The sequence below is a fragment of the Ornithinibacillus gellani genome, assembly GCF_003730295.1.
Classification (GTDB): Bacteria; Bacillota; Bacilli; order Bacillales; family Amphibacillaceae; genus Ornithinibacillus_A; species Ornithinibacillus_A gellani.
On the sequence record NZ_QTSZ01000037.1, the window covers coordinates 149,331 to 175,478 of the forward strand.

26 protein-coding genes are annotated in these 26,148 nt (G+C 38.1%); 6 read left to right on the plus strand and 20 right to left on the minus strand.

Features of this window, described 5'->3' with window-relative positions; all coding sequences use genetic code 11:
- Positions 1-143 precede the first annotated feature (143 nt).
- The 9 genes from DX933_RS11125 to DX933_RS11165 all read right to left on the minus strand — a co-directional run bounded on the left by DX933_RS11125 (position 144) and on the right by DX933_RS11165 (position 8,023).
- Positions 144-1,451 (minus strand): pyrimidine-nucleoside phosphorylase, encoded by a 1,308-nt coding sequence (locus tag DX933_RS11125; RefSeq protein WP_123316508.1) that lies wholly within the window; start codon positions 1,449-1,451, stop codon positions 144-146.
- Positions 1,452-1,467: 16 nt separating this feature from the next.
- Positions 1,468-2,295, minus strand: a complete 828-nt coding sequence (locus DX933_RS11130) for a purine-nucleoside phosphorylase (RefSeq protein WP_123316509.1) — start codon at positions 2,293-2,295, stop codon at positions 1,468-1,470.
- A gap of 15 nt (positions 2,296-2,310) precedes the next feature.
- On the minus strand, positions 2,311-3,489 hold the full coding sequence (gene deoB, locus DX933_RS11135; protein WP_123316510.1) for a phosphopentomutase: 1,179 nt from the start codon (positions 3,487-3,489) through the stop codon (positions 2,311-2,313).
- A 107-nt stretch (positions 3,490-3,596) separates the two neighbouring features.
- Positions 3,597-4,487, minus strand: coding sequence for a site-specific tyrosine recombinase XerD (xerD, locus tag DX933_RS11140; RefSeq protein ID WP_123316511.1), 891 nt, complete (start codon positions 4,485-4,487; stop codon positions 3,597-3,599).
- A 4-nt stretch (positions 4,488-4,491) separates the two neighbouring features.
- Positions 4,492-4,695 (minus strand): DUF4227 family protein, encoded by a 204-nt coding sequence (locus DX933_RS11145; protein ID WP_123316512.1) that lies wholly within the window; start codon positions 4,693-4,695, stop codon positions 4,492-4,494.
- Positions 4,696-4,891: 196 nt separating this feature from the next.
- Positions 4,892-5,359, minus strand: a complete 468-nt coding sequence (fur, locus tag DX933_RS11150) for a ferric iron uptake transcriptional regulator (protein WP_123316513.1) — start codon at positions 5,357-5,359, stop codon at positions 4,892-4,894.
- Between the two features lie 138 nt (positions 5,360-5,497).
- A complete protein-coding gene (gene spoIIM, locus DX933_RS11155; protein ID WP_123316514.1) occupies positions 5,498-6,148 on the minus strand; it encodes a stage II sporulation protein M in 651 nt (216 codons plus the stop codon).
- Between the two features lie 126 nt (positions 6,149-6,274).
- The gene (locus tag DX933_RS11160; protein WP_123316515.1) at positions 6,275-7,447 is read right to left on the minus strand and encodes an endonuclease Q family protein; all 1,173 of its coding nucleotides are present in this window, start codon (positions 7,445-7,447) and stop codon (positions 6,275-6,277) included.
- A gap of 3 nt (positions 7,448-7,450) precedes the next feature.
- The gene (locus DX933_RS11165) at positions 7,451-8,023 is read right to left on the minus strand and encodes an NUDIX hydrolase (protein ID WP_123316734.1); all 573 of its coding nucleotides are present in this window, start codon (positions 8,021-8,023) and stop codon (positions 7,451-7,453) included.
- Positions 8,024-8,145: 122 nt separating this feature from the next.
- On the opposite strand from DX933_RS11165, the gene DX933_RS11170 reads away from it, so the two are divergent.
- Positions 8,146-9,066 (plus strand): aldo/keto reductase, encoded by a 921-nt coding sequence (locus tag DX933_RS11170; RefSeq protein WP_123316516.1) that lies wholly within the window; start codon positions 8,146-8,148, stop codon positions 9,064-9,066.
- A 16-nt stretch (positions 9,067-9,082) separates the two neighbouring features.
- Here the strand turns inward: DX933_RS11170 and DX933_RS11175 are convergent, their stop codons facing one another.
- From DX933_RS11175 to DX933_RS11190, 4 genes are all read right to left on the minus strand, one after another.
- Complete coding sequence (locus tag DX933_RS11175) at positions 9,083-9,421, minus strand: iron-sulfur cluster biosynthesis family protein (protein ID WP_123316517.1); 339 nt, start codon at positions 9,419-9,421, stop codon at positions 9,083-9,085.
- Positions 9,422-9,586: 165 nt separating this feature from the next.
- The gene (locus tag DX933_RS11180) at positions 9,587-10,381 is read right to left on the minus strand and encodes an SDR family NAD(P)-dependent oxidoreductase (RefSeq protein WP_123316735.1); all 795 of its coding nucleotides are present in this window, start codon (positions 10,379-10,381) and stop codon (positions 9,587-9,589) included.
- The gene (locus DX933_RS11185) at positions 10,371-11,333 is read right to left on the minus strand and encodes an MBL fold metallo-hydrolase (RefSeq protein ID WP_123316518.1); all 963 of its coding nucleotides are present in this window, start codon (positions 11,331-11,333) and stop codon (positions 10,371-10,373) included. Before DX933_RS11185 ends, DX933_RS11180 begins: the two co-directional genes overlap by 11 nt.
- A 53-nt stretch (positions 11,334-11,386) precedes the next feature.
- Positions 11,387-13,033 (minus strand): M20/M25/M40 family metallo-hydrolase, encoded by a 1,647-nt coding sequence (locus DX933_RS11190; RefSeq protein WP_123316519.1) that lies wholly within the window; start codon positions 13,031-13,033, stop codon positions 11,387-11,389.
- A 150-nt stretch (positions 13,034-13,183) separates the two neighbouring features.
- Here DX933_RS11190 and DX933_RS11195 point away from each other — a divergent pair, with 150 nt between their 5' ends.
- From DX933_RS11195 to DX933_RS11210, 4 genes are read left to right on the plus strand one after another with little or no spacing between them, the layout of a single operon-like run.
- Entirely contained in the window at positions 13,184-13,918 is a 735-nt protein-coding gene (locus DX933_RS11195; RefSeq protein WP_123316520.1) for a glycerophosphodiester phosphodiesterase, read from the plus strand.
- A 20-nt stretch (positions 13,919-13,938) separates the two neighbouring features.
- The gene (namA, locus tag DX933_RS11200) at positions 13,939-14,958 is read left to right on the plus strand and encodes an NADPH dehydrogenase NamA (RefSeq protein ID WP_190279501.1); all 1,020 of its coding nucleotides are present in this window, start codon (positions 13,939-13,941) and stop codon (positions 14,956-14,958) included.
- 22 nt (positions 14,959-14,980) lie between these two features.
- Entirely contained in the window at positions 14,981-15,916 is a 936-nt protein-coding gene (rnz, locus tag DX933_RS11205; protein WP_123316522.1) for a ribonuclease Z, read from the plus strand.
- A 5-nt stretch (positions 15,917-15,921) separates the two neighbouring features.
- Positions 15,922-17,292, plus strand: a complete 1,371-nt coding sequence (locus DX933_RS11210) for an aldehyde dehydrogenase (RefSeq protein ID WP_397316408.1) — start codon at positions 15,922-15,924, stop codon at positions 17,290-17,292.
- A 52-nt stretch (positions 17,293-17,344) separates the two neighbouring features.
- On the opposite strand, the gene DX933_RS11215 is transcribed toward DX933_RS11210, so the two are convergent.
- The 5 genes from DX933_RS11215 to DX933_RS11235 all read right to left on the minus strand — a co-directional run bounded on the left by DX933_RS11215 (position 17,345) and on the right by DX933_RS11235 (position 23,924).
- Positions 17,345-18,595, minus strand: a complete 1,251-nt coding sequence (locus tag DX933_RS11215; protein WP_123316524.1) for a DNA polymerase IV — start codon at positions 18,593-18,595, stop codon at positions 17,345-17,347.
- A 110-nt stretch (positions 18,596-18,705) separates the two neighbouring features.
- The gene (locus DX933_RS11220) at positions 18,706-19,836 is read right to left on the minus strand and encodes a M20/M25/M40 family metallo-hydrolase (protein WP_123316525.1); all 1,131 of its coding nucleotides are present in this window, start codon (positions 19,834-19,836) and stop codon (positions 18,706-18,708) included.
- A 48-nt stretch (positions 19,837-19,884) separates the two neighbouring features.
- On the minus strand, positions 19,885-21,432 hold the full coding sequence (locus DX933_RS11225) for an acyl-CoA carboxylase subunit beta (protein WP_123316736.1): 1,548 nt from the start codon (positions 21,430-21,432) through the stop codon (positions 19,885-19,887).
- A 2-nt stretch (positions 21,433-21,434) separates the two neighbouring features.
- Entirely contained in the window at positions 21,435-22,262 is an 828-nt protein-coding gene (gene mce / locus DX933_RS11230; RefSeq protein WP_123316526.1) for a methylmalonyl-CoA epimerase, read from the minus strand.
- Positions 22,263-22,277: 15 nt separating this feature from the next.
- On the minus strand, positions 22,278-23,924 hold the full coding sequence (locus tag DX933_RS11235) for an acyl-CoA mutase large subunit family protein (protein ID WP_123316527.1): 1,647 nt from the start codon (positions 23,922-23,924) through the stop codon (positions 22,278-22,280).
- Positions 23,925-24,066: 142 nt separating this feature from the next.
- Between DX933_RS11235 and prli42 the strand changes: the two genes are divergently transcribed.
- A complete protein-coding gene (gene prli42 / locus DX933_RS18280) occupies positions 24,067-24,189 on the plus strand; it encodes a stressosome-associated protein Prli42 (RefSeq protein ID WP_223805947.1) in 123 nt (40 codons plus the stop codon).
- A 144-nt stretch (positions 24,190-24,333) separates the two neighbouring features.
- Here prli42 and DX933_RS11240 read toward each other — a convergent pair whose 3' ends face one another.
- Positions 24,334-24,765: a BrxA/BrxB family bacilliredoxin gene (locus DX933_RS11240; RefSeq protein ID WP_123316528.1), complete on the minus strand. Its 432-nt coding sequence runs from the start codon at positions 24,763-24,765 to the stop codon at positions 24,334-24,336.
- Positions 24,766-24,871: 106 nt separating this feature from the next.
- Entirely contained in the window at positions 24,872-26,140 is a 1,269-nt protein-coding gene (locus tag DX933_RS11245) for a dihydrolipoamide acetyltransferase family protein (RefSeq protein WP_123316529.1), read from the minus strand.
- Between the last annotated feature and the right edge of the window lie 8 nt (positions 26,141-26,148).

Below are 26,148 nucleotides of genomic sequence, written 5' to 3' on the forward strand. Positions count from 1 at the left end.
TATATTTGAGCGAAAAAATCGGATGGAAGATGCTTGGATACATGCTGTGAATTTTATTCGAAAATATGAAATTATCTGAGGAATAAATGAACCTTATTCACAAAAAAACGCACACAGAATCTCTCTGCATGCGTTTCATTGAACTATTTATTTATAATTGTATCGTAGATCAACGTTGGCGTGGCTACTTGTTTATCTTCTATGTGAATTGCTTCATAAAGCTTATTTTTCACAGCATCCACTTGCTGATTATTTGAATAAATTGTTAATAACGGCTCTCCAGCTTCTACATGGTCACCAATTTTTTTATGAAGGATGATGCCAACTGCCAAATCAATTACAGAATCCTTCGTTGTTCTTCCTGCACCAAGCATGGCAGCAGCTGTACCTATATCATTTGCTATTAGCTGAGCAACAGTCCCTGATTGTTTGGCCGGTAAATCTATTTGGTAGCTCGCTTGTGGTAAAAGTTCCATATGGTCTACAACTGCTGGATTACCACCTTGTGCTTGGAGCATGGTTTTAAATTGTTCTAAAGCTTTCCCATTTTGAAGATTTTTTGTTAATAACGAACGTGCTTCTTCAATAGAATCGCATCTTTCAGATAATACAACCATTTGTGATCCAAGTGTTAAACAAAGTTCTGTTAAGTCATTCGGTCCGTTCCCTTTTAATGTGTGAATGGCTTCTTCCATTTCTAACGCATTCCCAATCGCGTTCCCTAGTGGCTGGGTCATATCAGAAATAACGGCCATTGTTTTTCTTCCGGTTCTGTTTCCGATATTAACCATGGCTTGTGCAAGATTTCTTGCATCCTCTAAATTCTTCATAAATGCGCCGGCGCCGGTTTTGACATCTAATACAATCGCGTTTGCTCCTGATGCTATTTTCTTGCTCATAATGGAGCTAGCTATAAGTGGAATGGAATCAACCGTAGCAGTCACGTCTCGTAAACCATAGATTTTTTTATCTGCAGGTGTTAAGTTCCCTGATTGTCCAATGACTGCAATTTTATTTTGATTGACAAGTGATACGAATTCATCGTTTGATATTTCCACATGAAATCCTGGTACAGATTCCAGCTTATCAATCGTTCCGCCAGTATGACCCAATCCCCGACCACTCATTTTGGCAACGGGAACACCAACAGATGCAACTAGAGGAGCAAGTATTAATGTTGTGGTGTCTCCCACTCCACCAGTCGAATGTTTATCTACCTTTATACCATCAATAGCTGATAGATTAATGACATCCCCAGAATCAACCATCGCCATGGTTAAAGCAGCACGTTCATCTTCTGTCATATCCTGGAAATAGATTGCCATTAACAAGGCACTAACTTGATAATCTGGAATCTCATCTTTTGTATAGCCCTCTATCACATAGCGTATTTCAGCTTCTGATAGTTGTAGACCATCTCGTTTTTTCTCAATGATGTCATACATTCTCATGTTTGATCATCCTTTTCTATGAATTGGAAATACGATTAACAATACGTTTTACAAATGAAAGAAAGTCCGTTTTTACCTTTTCAGTCGTTTCCATTACTTCTTCATGTGTGAGCGGTTGATCCAAAATGCCAGCAGCCATGTTTGAAATACAAGATATTCCCAGTACGCGCATGCCAGTATGAGCTGCTACAATAACCTCTGGTACAGTCGACATACCAACAGCATCTCCGCCTAAAATACGAAGCATATTTATTTCAGCAGGTGTTTCGTAGGTTGGTCCACTATTACCGACATATACGCCTTGTTCCACAGAAATCCCTAATTCATTTGCGCAAGAATTGGCAAGCTGGAGTAAGGATCTATCATATACTTTTGACATATCTGGAAAACGTTCGCCTTGTTCACTAATATTTGGGCCGATCAATGGGTTGTCTCCCATTTGATTGATGTGATCTGTAATTAACATTAAATCACCAGGTGAAAAGCTTGTATTAACTCCACCAGCGGCATTTGTTACAATTACAGAATGAATGCCAAGTTGCTTCATGACACGTACCGGAAACGTAACCTGTTGCATCGTATATCCCTCATAATAATGAAAACGTCCCTGCATGGCTAGAACTGTTTTCCCTTCCAATGTTCCAATCACTAGCTGTCCCTTATGTCCAGCAACGGTGGAAGTCGGAAAATGAGGAATTTCCTCATATGGAATAATGGTAGCTTGTTCAACCTCATCACCAAGTACGCCAAGCCCAGAACCTAATATGAGTCCAATTTCCGGTTTTTGTTGGATTCGTCCTGTTAGGTACTCTGTTGCTTCTAAAACAGCTGTCCAAGTTTTCATTACACAATCCCCCTTTTATTGGATTTCCTTTAGAAAGCTAGTTCCGTACGCAGGCATGGTGACATTAAAGTTATCTGCAATGGTTGCTCCAATGTCTGCGAATGTACGACGAACCGGCAATTTTTTACCTTCTTTGATTGACGTATGATAGACAAGTAATGGCACAAATTCGCGTGTATGATCTGTTCCATGATGAATAGGATCATTTCCGTGATCGGCAGTAATAATGAGTAAATCATCTTCAGTTAGCAACTCGATAACTTCCGGTAATCTTGCATCATAAGCTTCCAGTGCTTTACCGTAGCCGATTGGATCACGTCGATGTCCATATTTCGCATCAAAATCAACTAAATTTAAAAAGGATATACCTGTAAAACCTTCCTTGACTGAATCTACAAGTTTTGTCATACCATCATTATTGTCAATCGTTCGAATGGATTTGGTTACACCTTCTCCATCAAAGATATCTGAGATTTTCCCTAATGCTATTACATCCAATTCAGCATCTTTTAGTTCATCCATAACCGTTCTTCCAAAAGGCTTCAAAGCATAATCGTGGCGGTTCGATGTACGTTCGAAATGGCCTGGTTTTCCAATGAAAGGTCGAGCGATAACACGACCTACCATATATTTTTCATCCAAAGTTAATTTACGTGCAATTTCGCAGATTTTATATAATTCATCAATTGGTACAATCTCTTCGTGTGCAGCGATTTGCAATACAGAGTCAGCGGATGTATAGACGATTAAGGCACCAGTTTGCATATGTTCTTCTCCCAGTTCTTCTAATATCTCTGTACCAGAAGCTGGTTTATTGGCAATAATTTTTCTTCCGGTTTGTTTTTCTAATGCTTGAATTAATTCGTCTGGAAAACCATTCGGAAATGTTCGGAATGGTTGTTCAATATTTAATCCCATGATTTCCCAATGTCCTGTCATTGTGTCCTTACCATTGGAGGCCTCTTGCATTTTCGTGTAATATGCCATTGGTTGATCTTGTACTGCAATTCCTTTAACTTCTCGGATATTACTCAGACCCAATTTTTCCATTGTAGGCATATGCAAGCCACCCATTTTTTCGGCAATATGCCCCAATGTATCAGCTCCGATATCGTCAAATTTAGCCGCATCAGGCGCTTCTCCAATACCAACTGAGTCCATTACCACAACAAAAATACGTTTAAAATGTTTCATTCTATTACCTCCCTAATATCATGTTGTTCCCTTTTCTAGTATATTTTATGTCCAAGTAAAGAAATACATTAAGGTTGTTAGATGTCAGACAACTAAAAAATGAAAAATTAAGCCCTTGGGTGATGAGATTGATAAATGTCTTTCAGCCGTGCTTTTGTGACATGTGTGTAGATTTGTGTAGTAGATATATCTGCATGTCCCAGCATTTCTTGTACTGCTCTTAAATCAGCCCCGTTTTCTAGTAAATGTGTTGCAAATGAATGTCGAAGTGTATGTGGTGTAATATTTTTATAAATGTTTGCATCCTTGGTAATCTGTTTTAACACTTTCCAAAAACCTTGTCTGGTCATTGGACGGCCATGCTGATTTAAAAATAATATGCCAGTATCAGTATTTTTCTTTAAAAGCTTCCCTCTTGACTCATCCAAATAAGTATTGATTGCTTGAATGGCAATATTACCGAGTGGTACAATTCGTTCTTTTGAGCCTTTTCCCATACAACGGAGGAACCCCATTGTTAAATGTAAATCATTGATTTTTAAACTGACTAGCTCTGTCACCCGTAATCCTGTTGCATACATTAATTCCAGCATTGCTTTGTTACGAATACCAAGTGCTGTAGTTGTCGGAACCGCTAATAATTTATCTACCTCTTTCATAGAAAGGATATCCGGTAGTTTTCTAGCTTTTTTAGGTGTTTCAATATGTAAGCTAGGATCCTGTTTAGTAATTGATTCCCGTATTAAAAATTGATGAAACAGACGAATCGACGATAGCATTCTAGCTATCGTTGCAGGTGATTTACCAGTATCATTTAATTGATAGAGAAACTGGATAATCATACGTCTATCCACGTTATCCCATTGTTTAGCTTGTTCCGCCGTGAGAAATTGATGATAACGATTTATATCCCTTCGATAAGATTGAAGCGTATTATCTGATAAACCTCTTTCAATTTGTAAGTAATAAAAAAAATCATCCATCACATCAGTCTGCATGAAGTTATTCACCTCGAAAAAAGAAGTTTAATCGTTCCAACATTTGCTGTTCTTGTAGAAATACTTTAACAGATGGTCCTTCTGGTGGATCGTAACGGTGATAATGCTCTAATTCTATATGCATCATACGCAATCCATAATAAAATATCGTTGTACAAACAGTAAAAATGATAAATATTTTAAATGTATTCCATACAATTCGATTCATGATTTCTCCTCTTTCCAATACATGTACTATTAGAAAGATATGCGAAAAATGAATCAGTTTATACCAATATAAGAAGATGTACAAATAATATTTAATTGATATACGTATGTTTAATTAATATGTAAAAAATGATTGCCCTTTTTCAGATGAAAAAAGGGCGTAAAATATAGGTAAGCAATTTATCTGCTTTATCATTTTAAGACGATGTTGGAGCTGTTTCTACTTTTGCTTTTTGACATTGTCTACAAAGACCGTGGAAAGTCAGGCGATGATCCTTAACCTGAAAACCCCAATCTTTTTCTATTATTTTTTCGACATCGACAAGTAAATCTTCCATTATTTCTTCTACAGAACCACATTCGATACAAACGAGATGGTGATGGAAATGCTCAGCACCTTCTTTACGGAGGTCATATCTGGAAACACCATCGCCAAAGTTTATTTTATCGACAATTTTTAATTCTGATAATAATTCTAATGTACGATAAACAGTAGCTAGGCCAATTTCCGGTGCTTTTTCTTTTACTAGAAGGTATATTTCTTCAGCACTAAGATGATCTTCTTCGCGTTCAAGCAATACCCTCACGGTTGCTTCGCGTTGTGGAGTCAATTTATAGCTTTGTGCATGAAGTTGCTTTTTTATTTTATCTATGCGATGTTCCACGGTATTTCCCTCCCTCATTTCCCATCTTTATTATAGGCACACATAAAACAGGTGTCAATCGAGATTTCTTTTTCAATTTATAATTATTATTATATAGGAATGAGTGTTTTTTTCAACAAAGAAAACTGTTTCTTCCTCTTATGAGCTGGACTTCTTGTGAAATGTTGGGATAAAGGACTCCATTGCTCCATTTGCAATAAATGCTTCAATTGCTGCTGCAGCAAAGGATAACAGAAATAAACAAGCAAATAGAACGGTATAGCTACCTAATGCTTCCATAATCGGCCGTGCATTTCTTTTTGCGGCAAGCTGTTTGATTAATCGAAGCGAAAAAATCATGGACAAACTACTTGCTATAAAATAGACCGGTATAATCAACAGATTTTGAGGCGCAATTGAAATAGTCGCTAACATAAAACCATTCCAGCCCATTTGATTAACGATAAAACCAACGGAGAAACCTAAAAATATACCTTTTGAAAACACAAGTATCCATACGATTGGTAAGCCGATAATGGTTAAGCCTAAGATAAAAAATAAAGTTAAGTATTTCGCATGAAGGAGGAAACTGAATTTCATTAGTTCTATTTGATTTGTGAACTTTCCATGAATAATTTGATTAAAGAATCGTTCCAGAAAAAAATACAAATCTTGTTTCTGGCTGTAATTCATACTATTTACCATGATGGCGCCAAAAATAATTCCTGTTAAAAATAGGATGGCGGTAAATATGTAAATCGCTGCATTATCTCTTAAATGGTTCATGATGGGATTTGTTTGACCGAGCATTAATTTATCCTCCATTCAACTATCTTGATACTTAAAAACTATGAAGGAGTTCGGACAAACATACCAATATCTCTATCTTTTTAAAAAAAGCAACAGGGGAACCGATTTAATTTATGCTTTAGCAGATTATTTTTTGGTAGATAATTTCCCATATCTACCTCCTCCACCTGCTATGATATCCATCTGTCCCTCTCGCATCTGACATATAGCATCTGCCATTGATGCAGGAATTACCTCTAAAAGTTGTTCGTATGGAACATGATGAATAATATTCATTTCTGTTTGAAAGGCGTTCAATAGTTTATTGAATGTTTTTGGTCCTAGCTTAGGAATATACTCCAGTGGCACTTGATAAAGATATGCTGGGCGTTCAGACGGATTGTTTTCGGCATCTGCCAGTTCTTGTATTCGATCTGCTACACCTTTTACAATCTGTTTTGAACCGCAGGATGGGCATAATGCAGTCTGTGTTGCTACTTGATTCATACAATTTGCGCATACCGTCGAATGATATTTCCCAAGCAAAGGATTCATACCAAAGTTACGAATGATTTTCCTTCCTTCTACTTGATGCAACGCCCAATAAAATTCTTTAAAAGATGGATGTTCCATCATAATCTCTTGATATTCTCTAGCGATTTTTGCTAATGAATGTGCATCCGAATTGGTGATGAACGTATATTCGTGGAGCTCTCGTATTTGATCGGCCATAGACGTATCAGCACTTAAGCCAAGCTCGATTCCGTCAATTAAATCTGGATCAAATACTTCTGTTAAGGAACGGTTAACTCCTTTTCCATATAAGCTTTTAAATGGCGTGAATACATGTGCAGGTATGAAGATACCTTCCAATTCCTTTACTTTATACTGTAATGCCCTGGCTGTACCATAATAACGTTGCGAGCTTAATGAAATATTCTTCATTCTTTCGGTTAACCATGCAGAAAACGCTTGAATATTTTCAAGCTTTGGGAAAAAACATAGCACATGGATTGGTCCTTGACAGTTTTCATCAAATATTTCTATTTCGGAACCAAGAATTAGCGTGACATTCTCGAATTGAACACCACCTTCTTCCAATTCAATGGCTTTGTTTTCTTGAATCAATATTTGTAGTTCTTGTTGAACATGTGGTGCGTGACTGTCGATAACACCAATCATATGAATACCTTTACGGCGACTCGATTCTTTCAATATATTGGTTAACGTAAGGCTTTTTGCCCCTGTGATTTTAACTGGCTTATCATACATATCACGACCAATATGGATATGCATATCAGCAAAATAGGATTGTAGCATGGTCTATTCATCTCCAGATTCATTTTGCAGCCAGACATGTTGATGGAGCTGTAAATAGAGTACAGCATAATTAGATTTTGCATCATGAATACGCTGTTCTTGTACAAGCTGAACTGCTTCTTCTAATGTGAATTCCCTGATTTCTATAAATTCATCATCATCGCCAGGAACTTTTTCCTCCAGCAATTTTAATTGGTTGGTAATGTATAAATATACAATTTCATCTGCGAAACCTGGTGACGTATAAAAGGAACCGATATATGTCAGTTTGTCTGTTGTATATCCTGTTTCTTCCTCCAGTTCACGAATCGCAGTTATTTCAGGTGCTTCTCCTGGTTCTAATTTTCCCGCAGGTATTTCAATTAGTGCTTTTTCAAGTGGCTTACGATACTGTTCTACCAATACAATTTTTTGATTTTCGGTAATTGCAATGACTCCTACTGCTCCCGGATGTTTAACCAATTCACGTTTAGCAGTATTCCCATCCGGTAACACGACATCATCTACTTGAACATCAATGATTTTCCCTTTAAATATTCCCTTCGATTGAATGGTTTTTTCTTCGAATGGATGCAATTCGTTCACCTTCTTTCTAAGTCTCTTTTCCATCATATCACATCCGTGGACGAGTATAGCTTGTAAATGAATGGATGACTCCCTACAATAATAAATAGAATCGATAGGAAAGGATGATCAGCATGAAGAAAAATCAAATAGGTAAATCAGATCTATTTATTTCTGAACTTACTTTAGGATGTATGTCACTTGGAACGGATGAAAAGCAAGCAAATCGTATAATTGATGCTGCATTGGATGCTGGTATCAACCATTTAGATACAGCTGATCTTTATGATTTTGGAGAGAATGAGAAGCTTCTTGGCCAGGTAGTGAAACAAAAAAGAAATTCACTCATCATTACTTCCAAGGTTGGCAATCATTTTGAAAAAGCTAAGAAGGATTGGTTTTGGGATCCTTCAAAAACACATATTATTGCAGGATTAAAAGACAGCCTGCGCCGACTTGGAACCGATTATATTGATCTATATTTATTGCACGGAGGTACAATGGATGACGCATATGAAGAGACAATAGAGGCATTTGAATCATTGAAGCAGGAAGGTCTCATTCGCGCATACGGTATTTCTTCTATTAGACCAAATGTAATTAAACGATATGTTGAGCATGCTTCAATTGATGCTGTTATGATGCAATATAGTATATTGGATCGCCGTCCGGAAGAGGAAATATTGGATTTATTACATGATAATCAAATTAGTGTTTTAGCAAGAGGTCCACTTGCAAAAGGGCTGTTGTCCAGTAAGGCAGAACAACAGCTAGAAAGGAAAGCTGCAGATGGATATTTGGCTTATGAATTAGATCAATTGAAAGAAATGGTTCATTCGTTGCAACAGCTTTGTCCTGAGAAGATGACGATGAATGAGTTAGCATTGCGATATGTATTGAAGCATCCTTCTATCGCTTCAGCTGTATTTGGGGCAAGTTCCGAATTACAAGTAATGGAGAATATTTCTGCAGCCAATATAGAACAAATAACTAATGAATTATACGCAAAAATTCAACAGATTAGCAGGCCAATTCGTTATGAAGCTCATCGTTAAATGAGAAAAGAGAGGATCAGGATCGATCCTCTCTCCCCTCTATCAAACGCGTAGGTGATATGAATGGATTTAAAATCCCCTCTGGGCTGGAGAGTCTAAATGTTTCGTTAGCAAAGTCCAGTGTCATTTCTTTGGTGAAGAAAATCGACTGCTGGCGATCAACCAAAGCGGGAAAAGATTCACTTTCCAATTCGATTTCCGTTGGTTTTTTATCATGGACGAGCGTAGGGATTGGTAATCCATTTACTCCACAACCACAATCTTCTGTATCATACCAAATCAGCAGGTAAGAATAATGCTCTTTATTTATTTTTGACAATTTGTCGCTTGCCTGTTTTGTCAAATGAAGTTTCATCATGATACCTCCCCGTTATTTAAAATTCTTTATTTCCTACAACTCTTTTATTCATGTAACAATGTTCATTATTTATTTATGCTTGACATCATACGCTCTATATTGCTTCGATTTTCAATTGAACACTTATGCATCAATGAACCATTTTAGATAAAACGCACGCTCTTATTTTTTTGAAAATTGCTTGCGAAACAGGCATTCCATGATCCTTGGTGATAATTGATACAGCTTACTTCCAAATTCCATCCACCATGGCATGTTAATTTCTCGTTTATTAGTAAATAAATAGCTGATTACCTTTTTTGCAACATGATCAGGATCCAACATATAAGCTTGCACACTTTTAACATAGTTACCAGTTGGATCGGCAGTTTGAAAAAAGTTTGTCCGTACAGGCCCAAGATTCACTGAAGTTACATAAATCCCTTCCGATGCAGCTTCCATTCGTAAAGCATTGGTAAAACCAATTACAGCACTTTTAGACGCTGCATAAACGGATGACTTTGGAGTTGCAATCTTTGCTGCCTGTGAAGCAATATTAATAATGTGTCCGGACCGAACGGTAGAAAAATGGTTTAGCATGATTTGGGATAGACGCATCGTAGCCAACACATTCAATTGGAACATTCGCTCCATGGATTGCCAGTTCATATCTTGTACATATTCAAAAATTCCCATGCCGGCATTGTTTATGATTGCATGTATTTGCCCGTGATCAGCAATAATATGCTCCATGGTATTTGCAAGTGCTTTTTCATCTGTGATATCGACGGAATAAATGAAGCAGTTTGTATGAATTTCGTTGATTATATCTTGTTGTATTCGTTCCAGCTTGTCAGTAGAGCGTGCCAACAAAATGGGAATTCCCCCACTTATTGCTGTGTGCCATGCAAGCTTTTGTCCAATACCTGCTGATGCACCCGTAATAATAATTTTTTGTTTGTTTACGTCATGTCGCATAATAATGATATACCCCATTATCTTTTTGCCAAGCCACTTTTCCAATCTCCTCCAGGAAATCCAATTGACCAATTGTTTCAGACATTGTTAGGTGTAACTGTGTTTGCACATGGACAGGAAAAAGTAATTCACATATTTGAAAAGCTGTTTTAGGAGCTTCCTGTAACATGCCAAGAACTTTTTGCGCCCGTTCCTCCTGCTGATGCAATCGAGTGTTAATGAGCTTGTGAATACCTTGAAACGGCTGGCCGTGTCCTGGTAACACCCAGTTAATAGTGTACGGCAATAACTTTTCCATGTTTTTCCGATATTGTAGCAATGGTTTTGCTCTTTGTTTTTGTCCTTCGTATGCAGGTTCCAACAATGGATTAGAAGAAACATGCTCAAGCAGATGATCCCCGGCAATGAGAATTTGCATGGATGGATCAAAAAAAGATACGTGGGTCTGTGCATGACCTTTCGTTTCGATAACTTGCCAATCTGTATGTCCTGGCAAACTATCCCCTTCCGAAATATAGTTGGTAACCCGTCCTTCACCACCATATTGTAACAGACTGCGGAGCGAGGTTAGCTGCTGCAAAAACACTTCGGGTACACCATTTTGTTTATAAAAATCAAGAAAAAACCGCTCATAATTTTGTATAAATGCTTCTTCTTTTTGCAGCCATTTATCCACATGCTTATGCGCGACAATATGTTTCACTCCTGAAAAACGTTCCACCAATCCAGTATGATCTGGGTGGTGATGAGTCAAAATAATTTGTTCAATATCTGATTCTTTGTAGCCTATTCGCTTTAGCTGTTCATTTACGGCTTGCCACGCTTCTGCTGTTTGTACACCTGCGTCTACAAGTGAAAGATAATCCCCTTTTAGCAAATAGGCTTGCACACTGCCGACTGCAAAAGGTGTTGGAATTGTAATTGGATAAATGGTTTCTTGTAATGCTGTCACATTTAAGCCCCCAAAAATGAATGATCATTCAATCTAGTTTTATTTTACCGCTTTTATGCATGCTTGTCACTTGTCGGGGACTTACTTAAAAGTAAGTGGATCGCTTTTTCGATGATGTCTGGTAGTATTTCAAAGCTATAATGTAATTCTACACGTTCTGTCCATTGGTGTGGGTCCCTTCCTAATGGTCCAATATTTATAATTGGCATGGATAGCTTTTGAATTAGTTCATCTGGAAATGTAAATCCTTTATTTTGAATTGGCATGTTTTGTGTAAGCTGTGATAGATTGTCACCAGAGGTTAATGGACCGATGAAGCTTAGATCAGAAAGCCCCGTAAAAAATTCGGAAACCGTCCACTTAAGTGGATTCTGGTTTTCTATCTCTGCTTTAACCTCTCTCATCACCGTCTGAATATATGGGTCTGAATGAGAAGATACAGCTGGATAAAATGGTGGACTATAAAATAAGATAATCATCGGTGCTAGTTCTTTACACATTTTTGCCAAGTCTTGAACGAGTAACGTTGAAAAATCACGATCTCCAGTTGTTCTTTGTGCCGTTAATAGGTTTTGCCGGCGTTCTATTTCTTCCGCTCCATATCGCAGTTTTGCTTCTTCCAATAATTCTTGATAAGTCATTATTCGAATCGGATCATAGGTTGTATGAAATTGTGCTGATGCTTCCGCAAAATGCTTTACTTTATCTTGCATGAACGCATCTAACTTTTCACATGCCCGCTTTGCTCCTGCCAACAACTTGTTATTGATATCATCTATGGACTGTTTCAAAAAAAGTACATTATACATTGCGACAGATGCTTGCGGCGTTTGTACTGAATAAGCTTCTTTTAAATCACGTTGCATCAAACTGACAGGTGGCGGTGTAACTTCCTCATCTATTTTTTCAATAAAACTTTCATTTAATTCCAATTCCCTAGCTAAAAAACTTGTCATTAAATTTGGATTTAAGCCAGCGAATGGATCCCCAACATGTGTTTCTTTACCATAGCAATAAAATCCTGGCAATACCTTTCCTATCGATCCGGTATAGGCATAATAATGGTCATCGCCAGGATATTTACTAAACATTGGTTCTCCATTCATACAAGCTACATATTCTAAATCTAAATCATCCTGCATACGTTCCAATGCAGGAAGTGCTGTTAACATTCCCAAAGAATTTACTTCCTCATCTGGTACAGTCAATAATAATACATTACCATCAAAGTTGCCTTCCATTGCCCTTTCAAGCATAGAAAGATGAAGCACTAATCCCGCTTTCATATCCATGGATCCACGTCCAAATAACCATTCCCCTTTACCGTTTAAATCTTCCTGAACTGCTATTGGTAATTCATTGTATAACTTATTCATTTCCAAGGTTAATGCTCGAGGATGAAAGGCGAGGTTTTCTAATGAGCCGAAGTCTTCTACCTCAACAACATCAAAATGACTTAATAAAATAACTGTTTTCTTTGTTGGTTGTTTGCTTTTGACCAAAGCTGTTAATAAACGTCTACCGTCATCCAATGGATGTAATAGAAGATGATTAGGTCTTTTTTGAAAATATTTTTTTTGCCCAAGTAAGTGATGTACATATTCAGCAATCGCAATTTCTGCATTACTGCCAGTAATACTTGGATGTTCTACTAAATCACAGAGTAATTGCTTTCTTGCTTCTTTCGTCTGCCAATTCATAGGATTCCTCCTTGATAAATTTCCTTTATATTCAAATGTTACCATGGAAATTGGGAATTCTGTTAGAAGTGAATATAAATTCCCAGTCAGACTTTATAAATTGACTTTCCATGTAAAATAAAACACAATCAAAACAAGAGGTGAAATATATTGCAAACTGCTATTATCGCACATCGTGGTGCAAGTAAGCACGCACCAGAAAATACAATGCCCGCCTTTGAACTAGCCTATCAAGCTGGTGCAGAGGGAATAGAAACAGACGTACAGCTTACCAAGGATTGCATTCCAGTTATTATCCATGATGAGCAATTACGTCGAACAACAAATGGCAAAGGTTTGATTAAAGATTATACGATATCTGAATTAAAACAGCTGGATGCCGGCTCATGGTTTTCCGCGAAATATGCAGGTACTACCCTTTTGACATTAGAAGAGTTTCTCATATGGGCAAAGCCAAAGCATCTACAGCTAAATATTGAATTAAAGAATAATAAAATAGATTATCCTCATCTGGAAGCGATCGTAGTTGACATGTTAGAAGCTTATCAATTAACTGGTTATACAACTATTTCAACATTCAATCAAGGGAGTGTCAAAAGATTAAGACAAAACCACCCGCAAGTTGAAATTGCATGGCTGACATCTAAGCGAAGGAATGATTTGTCATCGTATGCGCTTGAGCTTGGTGCAGATGCTTTACATATCAAATATCGACTATTAAACAGGAAATTGATAACGAATTGTCAGCGTGATCAACTAAAAGTACGGGTATACACAGTCAATACAGCTAAAAAGCTTTCCCTTTGTTTTCGAAGACAATGTCATGGCATTTTTACAGATGTGCCTGCTAAAGCCATTAAACTACGGCAGCATCTATCTCATTAACATATCTAGGAGGAATAAGGATGAGTAAGCTATTTTCACCCATACAATTAAAACAAATTAAATTAAAGAATCGTATTGTGATGTCTCCAATGTGTATGTATCAATCCACTAATAAAGATGGACATTTGACTCCATTTCATTATACGCATTATATTTCTCGTGCTGTTGGGCAAGTCGGTCTTATCATGCTAGAAGCAACAGCTGTCTTACCCGAAGGAAGAATATCTGACCAAGACTTAGGCATTTGGAGTGATGCACATATTTCAGATTTGAAACAATTGAATGAACAAATGCATACATACGGTTCAAAAACCGGAATCCAATTAGCGCATGCTGGACGTAAGGCTGGGATTGAACCACCTATATTTGCACCATCAGCAATCCCGTTCAATGAGCAATCCATTAAGCCAACAGAGATGACGAGTGCAGACATTCAACATACGATTGCTGCCTTTACCGCTGCAGCCAGACGCGCGAAGGAAGCTAATTTTGATATGATAGAACTACATGGTGCGCATGGTTATTTAATTAATGAATTTTTGTCACCACTTACGAATCAACGTACAGATGAATACGGTGGTAATCGAGAAAATCGTTATCGTTTTCTTCGCGAAATCATTGCTGCTGTAAAAGCAGTATGGCATGGTCCTTTATTTGTTCGTATTTCTGCAGATGAATATGCTGACGGTGGCAATACAATAGATGATTTTATTTACTTTGTAAATCAAATGAAAAATCAAGGAATAGATTTGATTGACTGTAGTACTGGCGGTGTTGTACCAGCACGAATTGATGTCTACCCCGGGTATCAAGTGAGATATAGTGATCAAATAAAGTCTCATGCACAAATCATGACCGGTGCTGTTGGACTGCTTACCAATGGAAAACAAGCAGAAGATATCCTGCAGCAAGGACAGGCTGATTTAATTTTTATTGGGCGTGCATTATTACGGAATCCATATTGGGCAAAGGCAGCTGCAGATGATTTAGGTTATTCTCTACAAGCGCCTTCTTCCTATGAACGTGGATGGAGATTATGAAGCAGAATGAAGGAGAATTTTGATGGAACTTTTATTTTTAGGAACTGGTGCTGGACTCCCCTCCAAGGCTCGGAACGTAACTTCCATTGCACTGTCCCTATTACAGGAAATCAATGAAATTTGGATGTTTGATTGCGGAGAAGCAACCCAACACCAAATATTACGAACATCGATTAAGCCAGGGAAAATCAGTCGTATCTTTATTACCCATATGCATGGAGACCATGTTTTTGGGCTTCCAGGTTTTCTAAGCAGCCGATCCTTTCAGGGAGGATCAGATAGACTCACTATTTATGGACCTAAAGGCATTAAAGCATATGTTGAAACAGCTTTAGCATTAAGTGAAACACATTTGACTTACCCCCTAACCATACAGGAAATTACCGAGGGGAATGTTCTGGATGAACCCGCTTTTGCAGTAGATTGCAAAATACTTGATCATGGGGTACAAAGCTTTGGATTTCGTATCATGGAGAAAGCAAAACTTGGAGAATTACAAGTAGACAAATTAAAAACAATAGGTATTTCCCCTGGACCAATATACCAGCAAATCAAATCACAAGAAACGACAGAATTACCTGATGGTCGTTATATTGAACGAAAAGATTTTATTGGGCCTGATAAACCAGGAAGAATTATATCTATTATGGGAGATACGCGTAATCCGGATAAACAGATGGATTTTGTGAAGGACTCTGATGTTTTGGTTCATGAGGCAACTTTTGAACAGGATAAGCAGCAGCTTGCTAAAGCCTACTTTCACACAACGACAGCCCAAGCAGCTGAGCTTGCTAAACATGCAGGTGTGAAACAACTTATACTGACTCATATTTCCTCACGTTACCAAGAGGAAGATAATGCTCGTTTACTTGCAGAAGCTCGTCATATATTTCCAAATACATGGCTAGCACATGATTTTTATCATTTTCAAATACAATCTAAAACTTTGCAGGAGTGATGAAAATGGTGAACGCAGCAAAAATTTTAAGTGATCAACGTAAATATTTTCACACGGGTGCTACTTTATCCTATGAATTTCGTATGGAAAAGCTGAAACAGCTTAAAATAATGCTGAAAAAATATGAATCCGAGTTATTTCAGGCGTTAAAATTAGATTTAAACAAGTCAAAACACGAAGCGTGGACAACTGAACTTGGGTTTTTGCATGTAGAAATAGACTTTGCAATCAAACATTTAAAGCAATGGATGAATATTCAACGTACCAATCAACCAACTACCCATATTGGTTCTAAAAGTTATATTCATAAGGAACCTTATGGTAATATCATGATTATCGCACCATGGAATTATCCGATTCAGTTAGCGCTTGCTCCGGTAGTTGGAGCGATTGCTGCCGGGAATACAGTTGTGATAAAACCTTCTGAGTATGCTGTTGAGACTTCTAAACTATTGAAAGAAATGATTGCCAATACATTTGAGCCTAAATTTATGACCGTTGTTCAGGGGGCAATAGAAGAAACAGAAGAATTACTTCGTGTTCCTTTTGACTATATCTTTTTTACAGGAAGTAGTACAGTTGGAAAATTAATTATGAAAAAGGCAAGCGAACATCTTACACCAGTGACATTAGAGTTAGGTGGAAAAAGCCCAGTCATTGTTGATCGACATGCCAATATCAAGCTTGCTGCAAAACGAATCGTTTGGGGAAAATTCACAAATGCGGGTCAAACCTGTGTAGCACCAGATTATTTACTTGTCCATGAAAAGGTAAAAAAACAACTTGTAAGAGCCATGAAAAAGCAAGTGAAACAATTCTATGGAAAGCACCCCTTAAAGAACAAATCTTATATTCGGATTGTTCATGATCGACATTTTCAACGGTTAAAGGGTTTCCTCTCCGATGGACAAATACTTTACGGTGGTGCAGTTGACGCGGAAAAGCTGATGATTGAACCTACATTACTTGATCAAGTAGATTGGAATGCCCCGGTTATGAAAGAAGAGATATTTGGTCCCATATTACCAATCATGACGTTCCATCAGTTAGACCATGTAATTGCCGACTTACAAAGCCGGGAAAAGCCACTTGCGCTATATTATTTTGGCAGGAAGAAAAAGCAACAACAAAAAATAATCAAACATACTTCTTTTGGCGGTGGCTGTGTGAATGATACACTCTATCATTTAGCTAACCCGCATCTCCCCTTTGGGGGGGTTGGAAATAGTGGAATAGGCGCATATCATGGCAAATACGGCTTTGAAACTTTTTCTCATTCAAAATCAATCTTAAAACAAAATAATTTGTTTGATATACCATTACGTTACCCTGGTGGAAAGCTAACCTATAGCATTGCCAAACGATTATTATCCTAAAAATATCTATAAAAATCCGAACAATCTATGATGAGCGTGATTGTTCGGATTTTTATTTTTTATAATCATCTAAAAAGTCCTTTTGGAAACTAGTGTGTGGCTGATCTGTATCTTGTTCCTGTTGAAATGATTGGAATGGATTTTTCCCATATTTTTCGGATAAAGATTGGATAGTGGAATATAGCCCCTCTTTTTTTGCTTCGTTTTCATAAGTAAATATATCTAATTGTTTACCAATAAGAGCTTTTTCCTCTACCTCCTGAACCGTTATTCCGAGTAATCGAATCGGTTCTCCATTCCAATGTGTTTGCCATAAATCATTGGCAATCAAAAGGATTTCTTCTTTCGTGTCAATATATGTCTGAAGCTTTTTACTTCGAGTGATTGTTTGGCGGTCGTGATAGCGAATCATGAGCTGAACGCTTTTACCAGCTGCTTTTTTTCTTTTCATTCTTCTTTCTACATTTTCTGTAAGCAGATGCATTAATTGACGAATTTCTATTTCGTCCGTTGTGTCTCGTGGAAGCGTTTGTGAGCTGCCGATACTTTTAAATTCATGAATTGCCTCAGGGTCCACTGGTCTAAGGTCAATTCCATTGGCACGATTTTGCAGCCTTTCCCCATTTATGCCTAATAATTGCTTTAAAGTATAAACATCCTTATTAGCTAAATCGCCTATGGTTTCCACCTGTATGGTATGGAGCTTTTGAGCTGTTTTTTCCCCTACTCCATACATTTCTTCAACTTGTAGTGGCCATAGCTTACGTTGGATGTCTCGCTTTCTCAAGATGGTTAATCCAAGCGGCTTTTGCATATCGGATGCCATTTTTGCCAGAAATTTATTGGGTGCTATGCCAATACTGCACGGTAAATCCAATTGATTCAATATGTCCTGTTGCAGCTTTTGTGCAATTTGAATTGCAGTAGCATCTTGGATAACATCGGTTACGTCCATATAACCTTCATCGATGGATACTGGTTGAATAAAAGGTGTTATTTCGGCAAGCATTTTAAATATTTCCCGAGATGCTGCGCGATAGCGATTAAAATTGGGACGCATAATAATGAGCTCAGGACATAGCTTTCTAGCTTGCCATACAGTCATAGTTGTTTTGACACCCTTGGCACGTGCTTCATAGCTACTTGTAACGATGATTCCTTTGCGTTCCTCAGGATTTCCAGCGATGGCAAGTGGTTTTCCTTTCAAAGAAGGATTATAAGCCATTTCAACAGAGGCGTAGAAGCAATTCATGTCTATATGAAAGATGATTCTTCTTTTTGAAGGAGTTAGTTTATTTTGCATCTTTTCAAGCTCCTCTTAAAACTGTACATATTCTTATTATATCATGGTTCACGATTCATAGGAAAACCCTGACAATAAAGGTCAGGGTTCATGTTTTTTTGGGTTATTTATTATTGTTTTCGTGCGGCTTCTTTTATAATGGCAACAGTTAACTCTGTAATTTTTACAAGCTCAGCAACTGGCATTTTTTCATTTGTCGTATGAATTTCTTCATAACCTACCGCTAAATTGACGGTTGGTATACCAAATCCCGCAATGATATTGGCATCACTGCCTCCACCGCTTTTCAGTAATTTGCTTTCTCTACCAATTGACTTTGCAGCTGCCCTGGCAATCTCTACCACCGTGTCACCTGCTTGCTGATGAAATCCAGGGTACATGAGCTCTATTTGTACGTCTGCTTCAGCTCCTAAAGATTGTGCAGTGGTTTCAAAGGCCTCTTTCATTTTGGCTACTTGTACATCTAATTTATCCGGATTTAAAGAACGAGCTTCTGCAAGGATAGCGACATGATCACAAACAATGTTCGTTTGTTGTCCACCTTCAAATCTGCCAATATTTGCTGTTGTTTCTTCATCAATACGGCCTAAAGGCATTTTGGAAATAGCTTTTGCTGCAACAGTAATTGCTGAAACACCCTTTTCAGGAGCAACACCAGCATGAGCTGTTTTGCCTTTAATGGTTGTAAATAATTTTGCCTGTGAGGGTGCAGCAACGATGATATCTCCAACCTCTCCGTTGCTGTCAAGTGCATAGCCGTAGTTAGCTTTCAGTAGGGATGAATCTAATGCCTTTGCGCCAACAAGACCGGACTCTTCGCCTACTGTAATAACGAATTGAATATCTCCATGTGCAACCTCATGTTCCTTGAGCAGTTGAATAGCTTCAAATATAGCAGCGAGTCCTGCTTTGTCATCTGCTCCTAGAATAGTTGTACCATCAGATACAATATAATCACCTTTAATTTGTGGTTTGACCTCGTTTCCTGGAACAACAGTATCCATATGAGAAGTAAAATAAATCGTATCTGCTTCAGGACTATTTCCTTTTAAAGTACAAATAAGATTTCCAGCTCCGTGTCCAGTTTTTTCTTTTGCATCATCCTCGACTACTTCCAAGCCTAGAGATGAAAATTTTTCTTTTAATATGCTTGCTATATTACCTTCATTTCCTGTTTCTGAATCTACTTGTACAAGTTCAAAAAATAAGTCAACCAATCTTTTTTTGTTTGCTTCTATCATGTTCTTATCTCCTTTGATGTACTTTTTCGGAATGGGTAATAAAGAATATTATAGTGGAATATTACCATGCTTTTTTGCTGGGCGATTTTCCTGTTTATTACGAAGCATTTCCAAAGCTTGGATGAGTTTTATCCTTGTATGCCTAGGATCAATAACATCGTCTACCATTCCTAATCCTGCAGCAATATAAGGATTAGCGAATTTTTCTCGATACATATTAATTTTTTCTTGTCTGGTTTGCTCAGGATTTTCACTTTCAGCAATTTCCTTGGCAAAAATAATATTTGCTGCTCCTTCTGGTCCCATAACTGCAATCTCAGCATTTGGCCAAGCATAAACAAGATCAGCACCAATAGATTTACTGTTTAAGGCGACATATGCACCACCATATGCTTTCCGGGTGATTATCGTAATCTTAGGAACTGTTGCTTCAGAGTAGGCGTATAATATTTTAGCCCCATGACGTATAATACCACCATGTTCCTGTTTTATGCCAGGGAAAAAACCTGTCACATCTTCAAATGTTATCAATGGAATATTAAAGGAATCACAAAATCGGATAAACCGTGCTGCTTTATCACTAGAATCAATATCAAGACCACCAGCTAAATATTTCGGTTGATTACATATTAGGCCAGTGGTTTCTCCATTTATTCGAGCAAAACCTATAACAATATTCTTTGCGAAGTTCTCATGAATTTCAAAAAAACTATCTTTGTCGACGACTTGATGGATAACATTTTTCACATCATAAGGTCTGGTTGAATCGAATGGTACAACATCTACTAGATCAGGGCGCAAATTGTCTGTTTCTTCATGATGTTTCATTGCTGCTTTTTCTCCATGATTTGCTGGTAGATAGCTTAGCAATGCTTTCACCGCGTCTAATGCTGCTTCTTCAGACTCCGCTTTAATATGCGCATTACCACTTTTAGAATTGTGAATATGTGCGCCACCAAGTTCTTCAGCAGTAATTTTTTCACCGGTAACTGTTTCGATGACCTTAGGGCCAGTGATAAACATTTGAGACGTTTTATCAACCATAATGACAAAGTCTGTAATAGCAGGGGAATATACTGCTCCCCCTGCACTGGGGCCCATAATAACCGATATTTGAGGAATTACACCTGAATATATTGAATTACGATAAAAGACATGGCCATAGCCATCTAATGAAGATACGCCTTCTTGAATTCTAGCACCACCAGAATCGTTTAAACCAATAAAAGGAACACCATTTTTAGCAGCTAAATCCATGACAGCAGCAATTTTATTACCGTGCATCTCTCCCAGGGCTCCGCCATAGACTGTAAAATCCTGTGCAAATAGATAAACGGGTTTGCCTTCGATTTTTCCGTAGCCGGTTACAACACCTTCCCCTCTTGCAATGGATTGGTCCATACCAAAGTCAGTCGTCCGATGTTCAATAAACGTATTTAATTCTACAAAGCTACCATCATCTAACAGATAATCTATCCGCTCTCTGGCTGTCATTTTGCCTTTTGCATGTTGCTTCGCAATTCGTTCATCCCCGCCGCCCAGTTCAGCCAGTCGGCGTTTATCGTATAATTCATTAATTTTATCAAAGATATCCATTATCATTCCGTTCCTTCCGTATGTTGGCAAAGCTCGAACAAAACACCATTTGCTGCTTTTGGATGTATAAAAGCGATGCTACTATTGTTTGCACCCGATTTTGGTGTTTCATTAATTAATGGGACTCCTTGATCTCTATAGGCTTTTAGCCGGCTTTCTAAATCGCCTGCTTCCAGAGCGATATGGTGAATTCCTTCCCCTTTTTTTGATAAAAATTGATGAATTGCGGATGTATCTTCTATTGACTCAAGCAATTCAATTCTTGTCTCGCCAATGCGAATAAAAGCGACCTTCACGCCTTCAGATTTTACTTCCTCTACGCCTTCAAGCGGAAGACCGAGGACATCTGTATAAAATCCAAGGGCATGCTCAATGGAGTGAACGGCGATACCAATATGTGCGATTTTTTCTGGTGGTTTAATTATCGTGCTTTCTTTCGGATGAACCAACCGCTGAATATATTGGGCAAGCGCAACAGTTGAAGAACCACTAGTAAATATTTTGCGAACGCCTTTCTCAAGAAGAAATGGTATGTCTTCACTTGGAATGACACCACCGCCAACTACGGGAATATCGCCTGCATTTCTCTTTTCCAGCTCTTCAACAACCTTTGGAAACAAGGTCCGATGTGCGCCAGATAAAGAAGATAGGCCGATAACATCCACATCTTCTTGTATAGCCGCTTGCACAATTTGCAAAGGTGATTGCCTTAATCCAGTATAAATCACTTCCATCCCATGGTCTCTCAGTGCTTGGGCAATTACCAATGCGCCCCTATCATGTCCGTCCAGTCCTGGTTTAGCTATCAAGACTCGAATTTTTTGTTCCATGATTTATCCCCCTTGTTACAGTCCGGTATATTCTCCAAACTCATCTCGCAACACATTGCATATTTCACCAATGGTAGCATATGCTTTTACAGCTTCTAATATATATGGTATTAAATTATCATGTTCATTCCTTGCAGCTTTTCGTAGCTTTTGAAGAACGTTTTGAATAACTTGTTGATTTCTTTTGCTGCGTAAGCTTTGCAATGCTTCAATCTGCCCTTTTTCTAATGCTTCATCAACTTTCAATAAATCGGGATTTACCTCTTCTTCAATTGTAAACTTATTTAAACCAACAATAATCTCTTCATTACGTTCAATTTTCTTTTGTGTTTCATAGGCGTTATGCTGGATTTCCCTTTGCATATATCCTTCTTCTACAGCTTGGACTGCGCCACCAATTTCATCAATTTGATCCAAATATTCTTGAATCTTTTCCTCCATTTTATCCGTTAATTCTTCCACATAATAGGATCCGCCCAATGGGTCAATTGTATCTGCTACCCCACTTTCATGTGCAATAATCTGCTGCGTGCGTAATGCAATCCTTGCCGAATCCTCAGTAGGTAATGACAGTGCTTCATCACGAGAATTGGTATGCAAGCTCTGGGTACCTCCTAATACCGCAGCAAGCGCTTGCATTGTAACGCGAACGATATTGTTATCCGGTTGATGTGCAGTTAAGGTTGATCCTCCTGTTTGGGTATGGAAACGCATTTTCCAGCTTTTCGGGTTTTGTGCATGATATTTTTCCTTCATTATCTTAGCCCATATTCTCCGGGCTGCTCGAAATTTAGCTATTTCTTCAAAAAAATTATTATGAGCATTAAAGAAGAAAGCTAGCCTTGGAGCAAAGCTATCAATATCAAGGCCAGACGCAATCGCAGCGTCTACGTAAGCGATTCCATTTGCAAGCGTAAAAGCTGCCTCTTGAACGGCATTTGAACCAGCTTCACGTATGTGATAGCCGGAAATACTAATGGTATTGAATTTTGGTACATTTTGCTGGCAGAACTCAAATATATTCGTAATCAGCCGCATAGAAGGCTTAGGTGGATAGATATATGTTCCTCTGGCAATGTATTCCTTCAGAATATCGTTTTGAATGGTGCCTGTTAATTTATCTAATGGTACTCCTTGTTTTTCTCCAACAGCCAAGTACATGCATAATAAAACAGATGCAGGAGCATTGATTGTCATTGACGTACTGACTTTATCTAATGGAATCTCCTCTAGTAATTTTTCCATATCTTCCAAAGTATCGATGGCTACACCGACCTTACCTACTTCTCCCTCAGCCATCATATCATCAGAGTCATAGCCAATCTGAGTTGGTAAATCAAATGCAACAGATAAACCAGTCTGCCCCTGGTTTAACAGATAACGAAATCGTTTATTCGTTTCTGTTGCGGAACCAAATCCAGCATATTGACGCATCGTCCAAAAACGACCTCTGTACATGGTCGGTTGAATACCTCGAGTATAAGGGTATTCACCTGGAAAACCGATTTTTTCTTCATAAAGCAAATCATTATCCGGATAATACAAGCGATCTACTTCCATATCAGATAAAGTTGTAAAGGTATCCTTACGTTCTGGAAAACGTTTGATGGTTTGATCCGTGTTTTGTTTCCAAGCTTCTACAGGACGTTTATTTTTATCCATTAAGTTTCCCCCCCAATATATTATTAATAAACAGTTTTATCCCACATTTGTTTTACTTTATTGTCTTTTGTTTTTTAGTACTTGTCCAAATTAATTTTTCGCGATAAACTATACATAGTACGATGGATTGAAGGAGGCATGAATGAAAATGGCTGTTTCCAAGAGAAAATCAAAACGCGAGCGCAGAATGAAAATTGCTATTTACGTAATGATTATTGCAATGGTATTGTCCTCACTTACAACAGGAGTCGCCCTTTTTCTATAATTAAATGGTTCTGATAAACCGAGATGCGATGCATGTCGGTTTTTTAATTTTAAAAAATATGTATGAAATGATTAAAAATCTTCCGCTTGATTAAAACTGGGGCTGACCCACAAAGAAGAGACAGCCCCAGAACAGCAATCTATATTATATTTCTTCGCAGTGCTCATCAAAGATCTGCTGTAGTTTGCCGATTACGTCCATTGCTGAAAAGCCTTCTATATCATGTCTTTCTAGCATGGTTACGATTTTTCCATCCTTTAGAAAAGCAAATGAAGGTGAAGAAGGTGGATAGCCTTCAAAATAGGTACGAGCTTTTTCAGTTGCCTCTCGATCCTGACCAGCAAATACGGTTACCAAATGATCTGGTCTTTTATCATAATGAATAGAGTTAGCTGCTGCTGGTCTAGCGACACCGCCTGCGCATCCACAAACGGAATTTATCATCACTAGTGTTGTACCCTTTCGCTCTAACGCTTGATCTACATCTTCGGGGCTCGTTAATTCTTCATAGCCAGCCTCCCGTATATCTTGACGTGCAGCATCTACCACATCATTCATGAACAGATTGAAATCCATGCAATCCCATCCCTTACTTATAGTTATTAATGATTAATACTATGTTTTAGCTTAACAATTTTAGCCATTAAATTCAATTTTAAAAGATTGGATTCTTGTCCTATGGTTAATAAACATTCGTCGTCTGTTCATTCATATTTTCTAAAATTTCCTTGACTCGAGCAAGGAAATTACCGCAAACAAGTCCATCCAGGATCCGATGGTCTAAGGACAAAGAAAGATTGACCATATCTCTGGCGGCAAACATTCCATTGATAATCATTGGTCGTTTTACAATGGCCTCCACCTGCAAAATGGCAGCTTGTGGATAGTTAATCACACCCATGGAATGAATCGATCCAAATGAACCAGTATTGTTAACTGTGAAAGTTCCGCCTTGCATATCTGCTGATGTGAGCTTTCCCGAGCGTGCTTTCATGGCAAGCTCATATATGTCCTTGGCAATTCCTTTAATACTTTTTTCATCTGCATGTTGAATCACCGGCACAAATAATTCTTGATCATTTGCTACTGCGATAGACAAATTAATATCTTTCTTTTGAATAATTTTGTCCCCTGCCCACATGCTGTTTAATTGAGGATATTCTTTAATTGCTTGTGCAACGGCCTTTACAAAAAATGCAAAGAAGGTTAGACCAAAGCCTTCATTTTTCCGAAAACTGTCTTTAATGTTATTTCGGTAATTTACCAAATCCGTTACATCTACTTCAACTGTCATCCATGCGTGTGGAATTTCAGTCTTGGAACGAACCATATTTTGAGCAATTACTTTTCTAACGCCCGCAACTGGTATTTCAATATCCCCGACAGCTGGCTGTGGTACTGGAGCCGATTTAGGTTCTGTGGCACGAATTTCGGTAACTTCTGCATCGCTTGGCTGAGCAGGCTTACTGCTATCAGATTTTGGAATATTGCCTTCTGCAAGTAATTTTTCAAGATCCTTTCGAGTAATTCGTCCTCCTCGACCTGTTCCATTTACTTGCTCTAAATTAATGTCATTTTCCTGAGCCATTCGTAATACAGCTGGAGAATAACGTTTTTTCATCGATTGATCTGCCGCCTCGGATGATGTTGTTTCCTGCTTAACTTCTTCTGTTGATGATTCTTTTTCAGTTGCCTTGGATGTCTTGGCTGCTTCGGTTTCGATATAGCACATCAAAGCACCAACTTCCAGTGTTTCTCCCTCGTCTGCTTCTAAGCTAACGATTTTACCTGTGTATGAGGATGGTACTTCCGCATTCACTTTATCAGTCATCACTTCTGCAATGGGGTCATATTTATTGACTTGATCGCCTATTTTTACAAGCCATGAACTGATGGTACCCTCTGTGACACTTTCTCCAAGTTGAGGCATCGTAATCTTTTCTTTAGCCATAAATAATC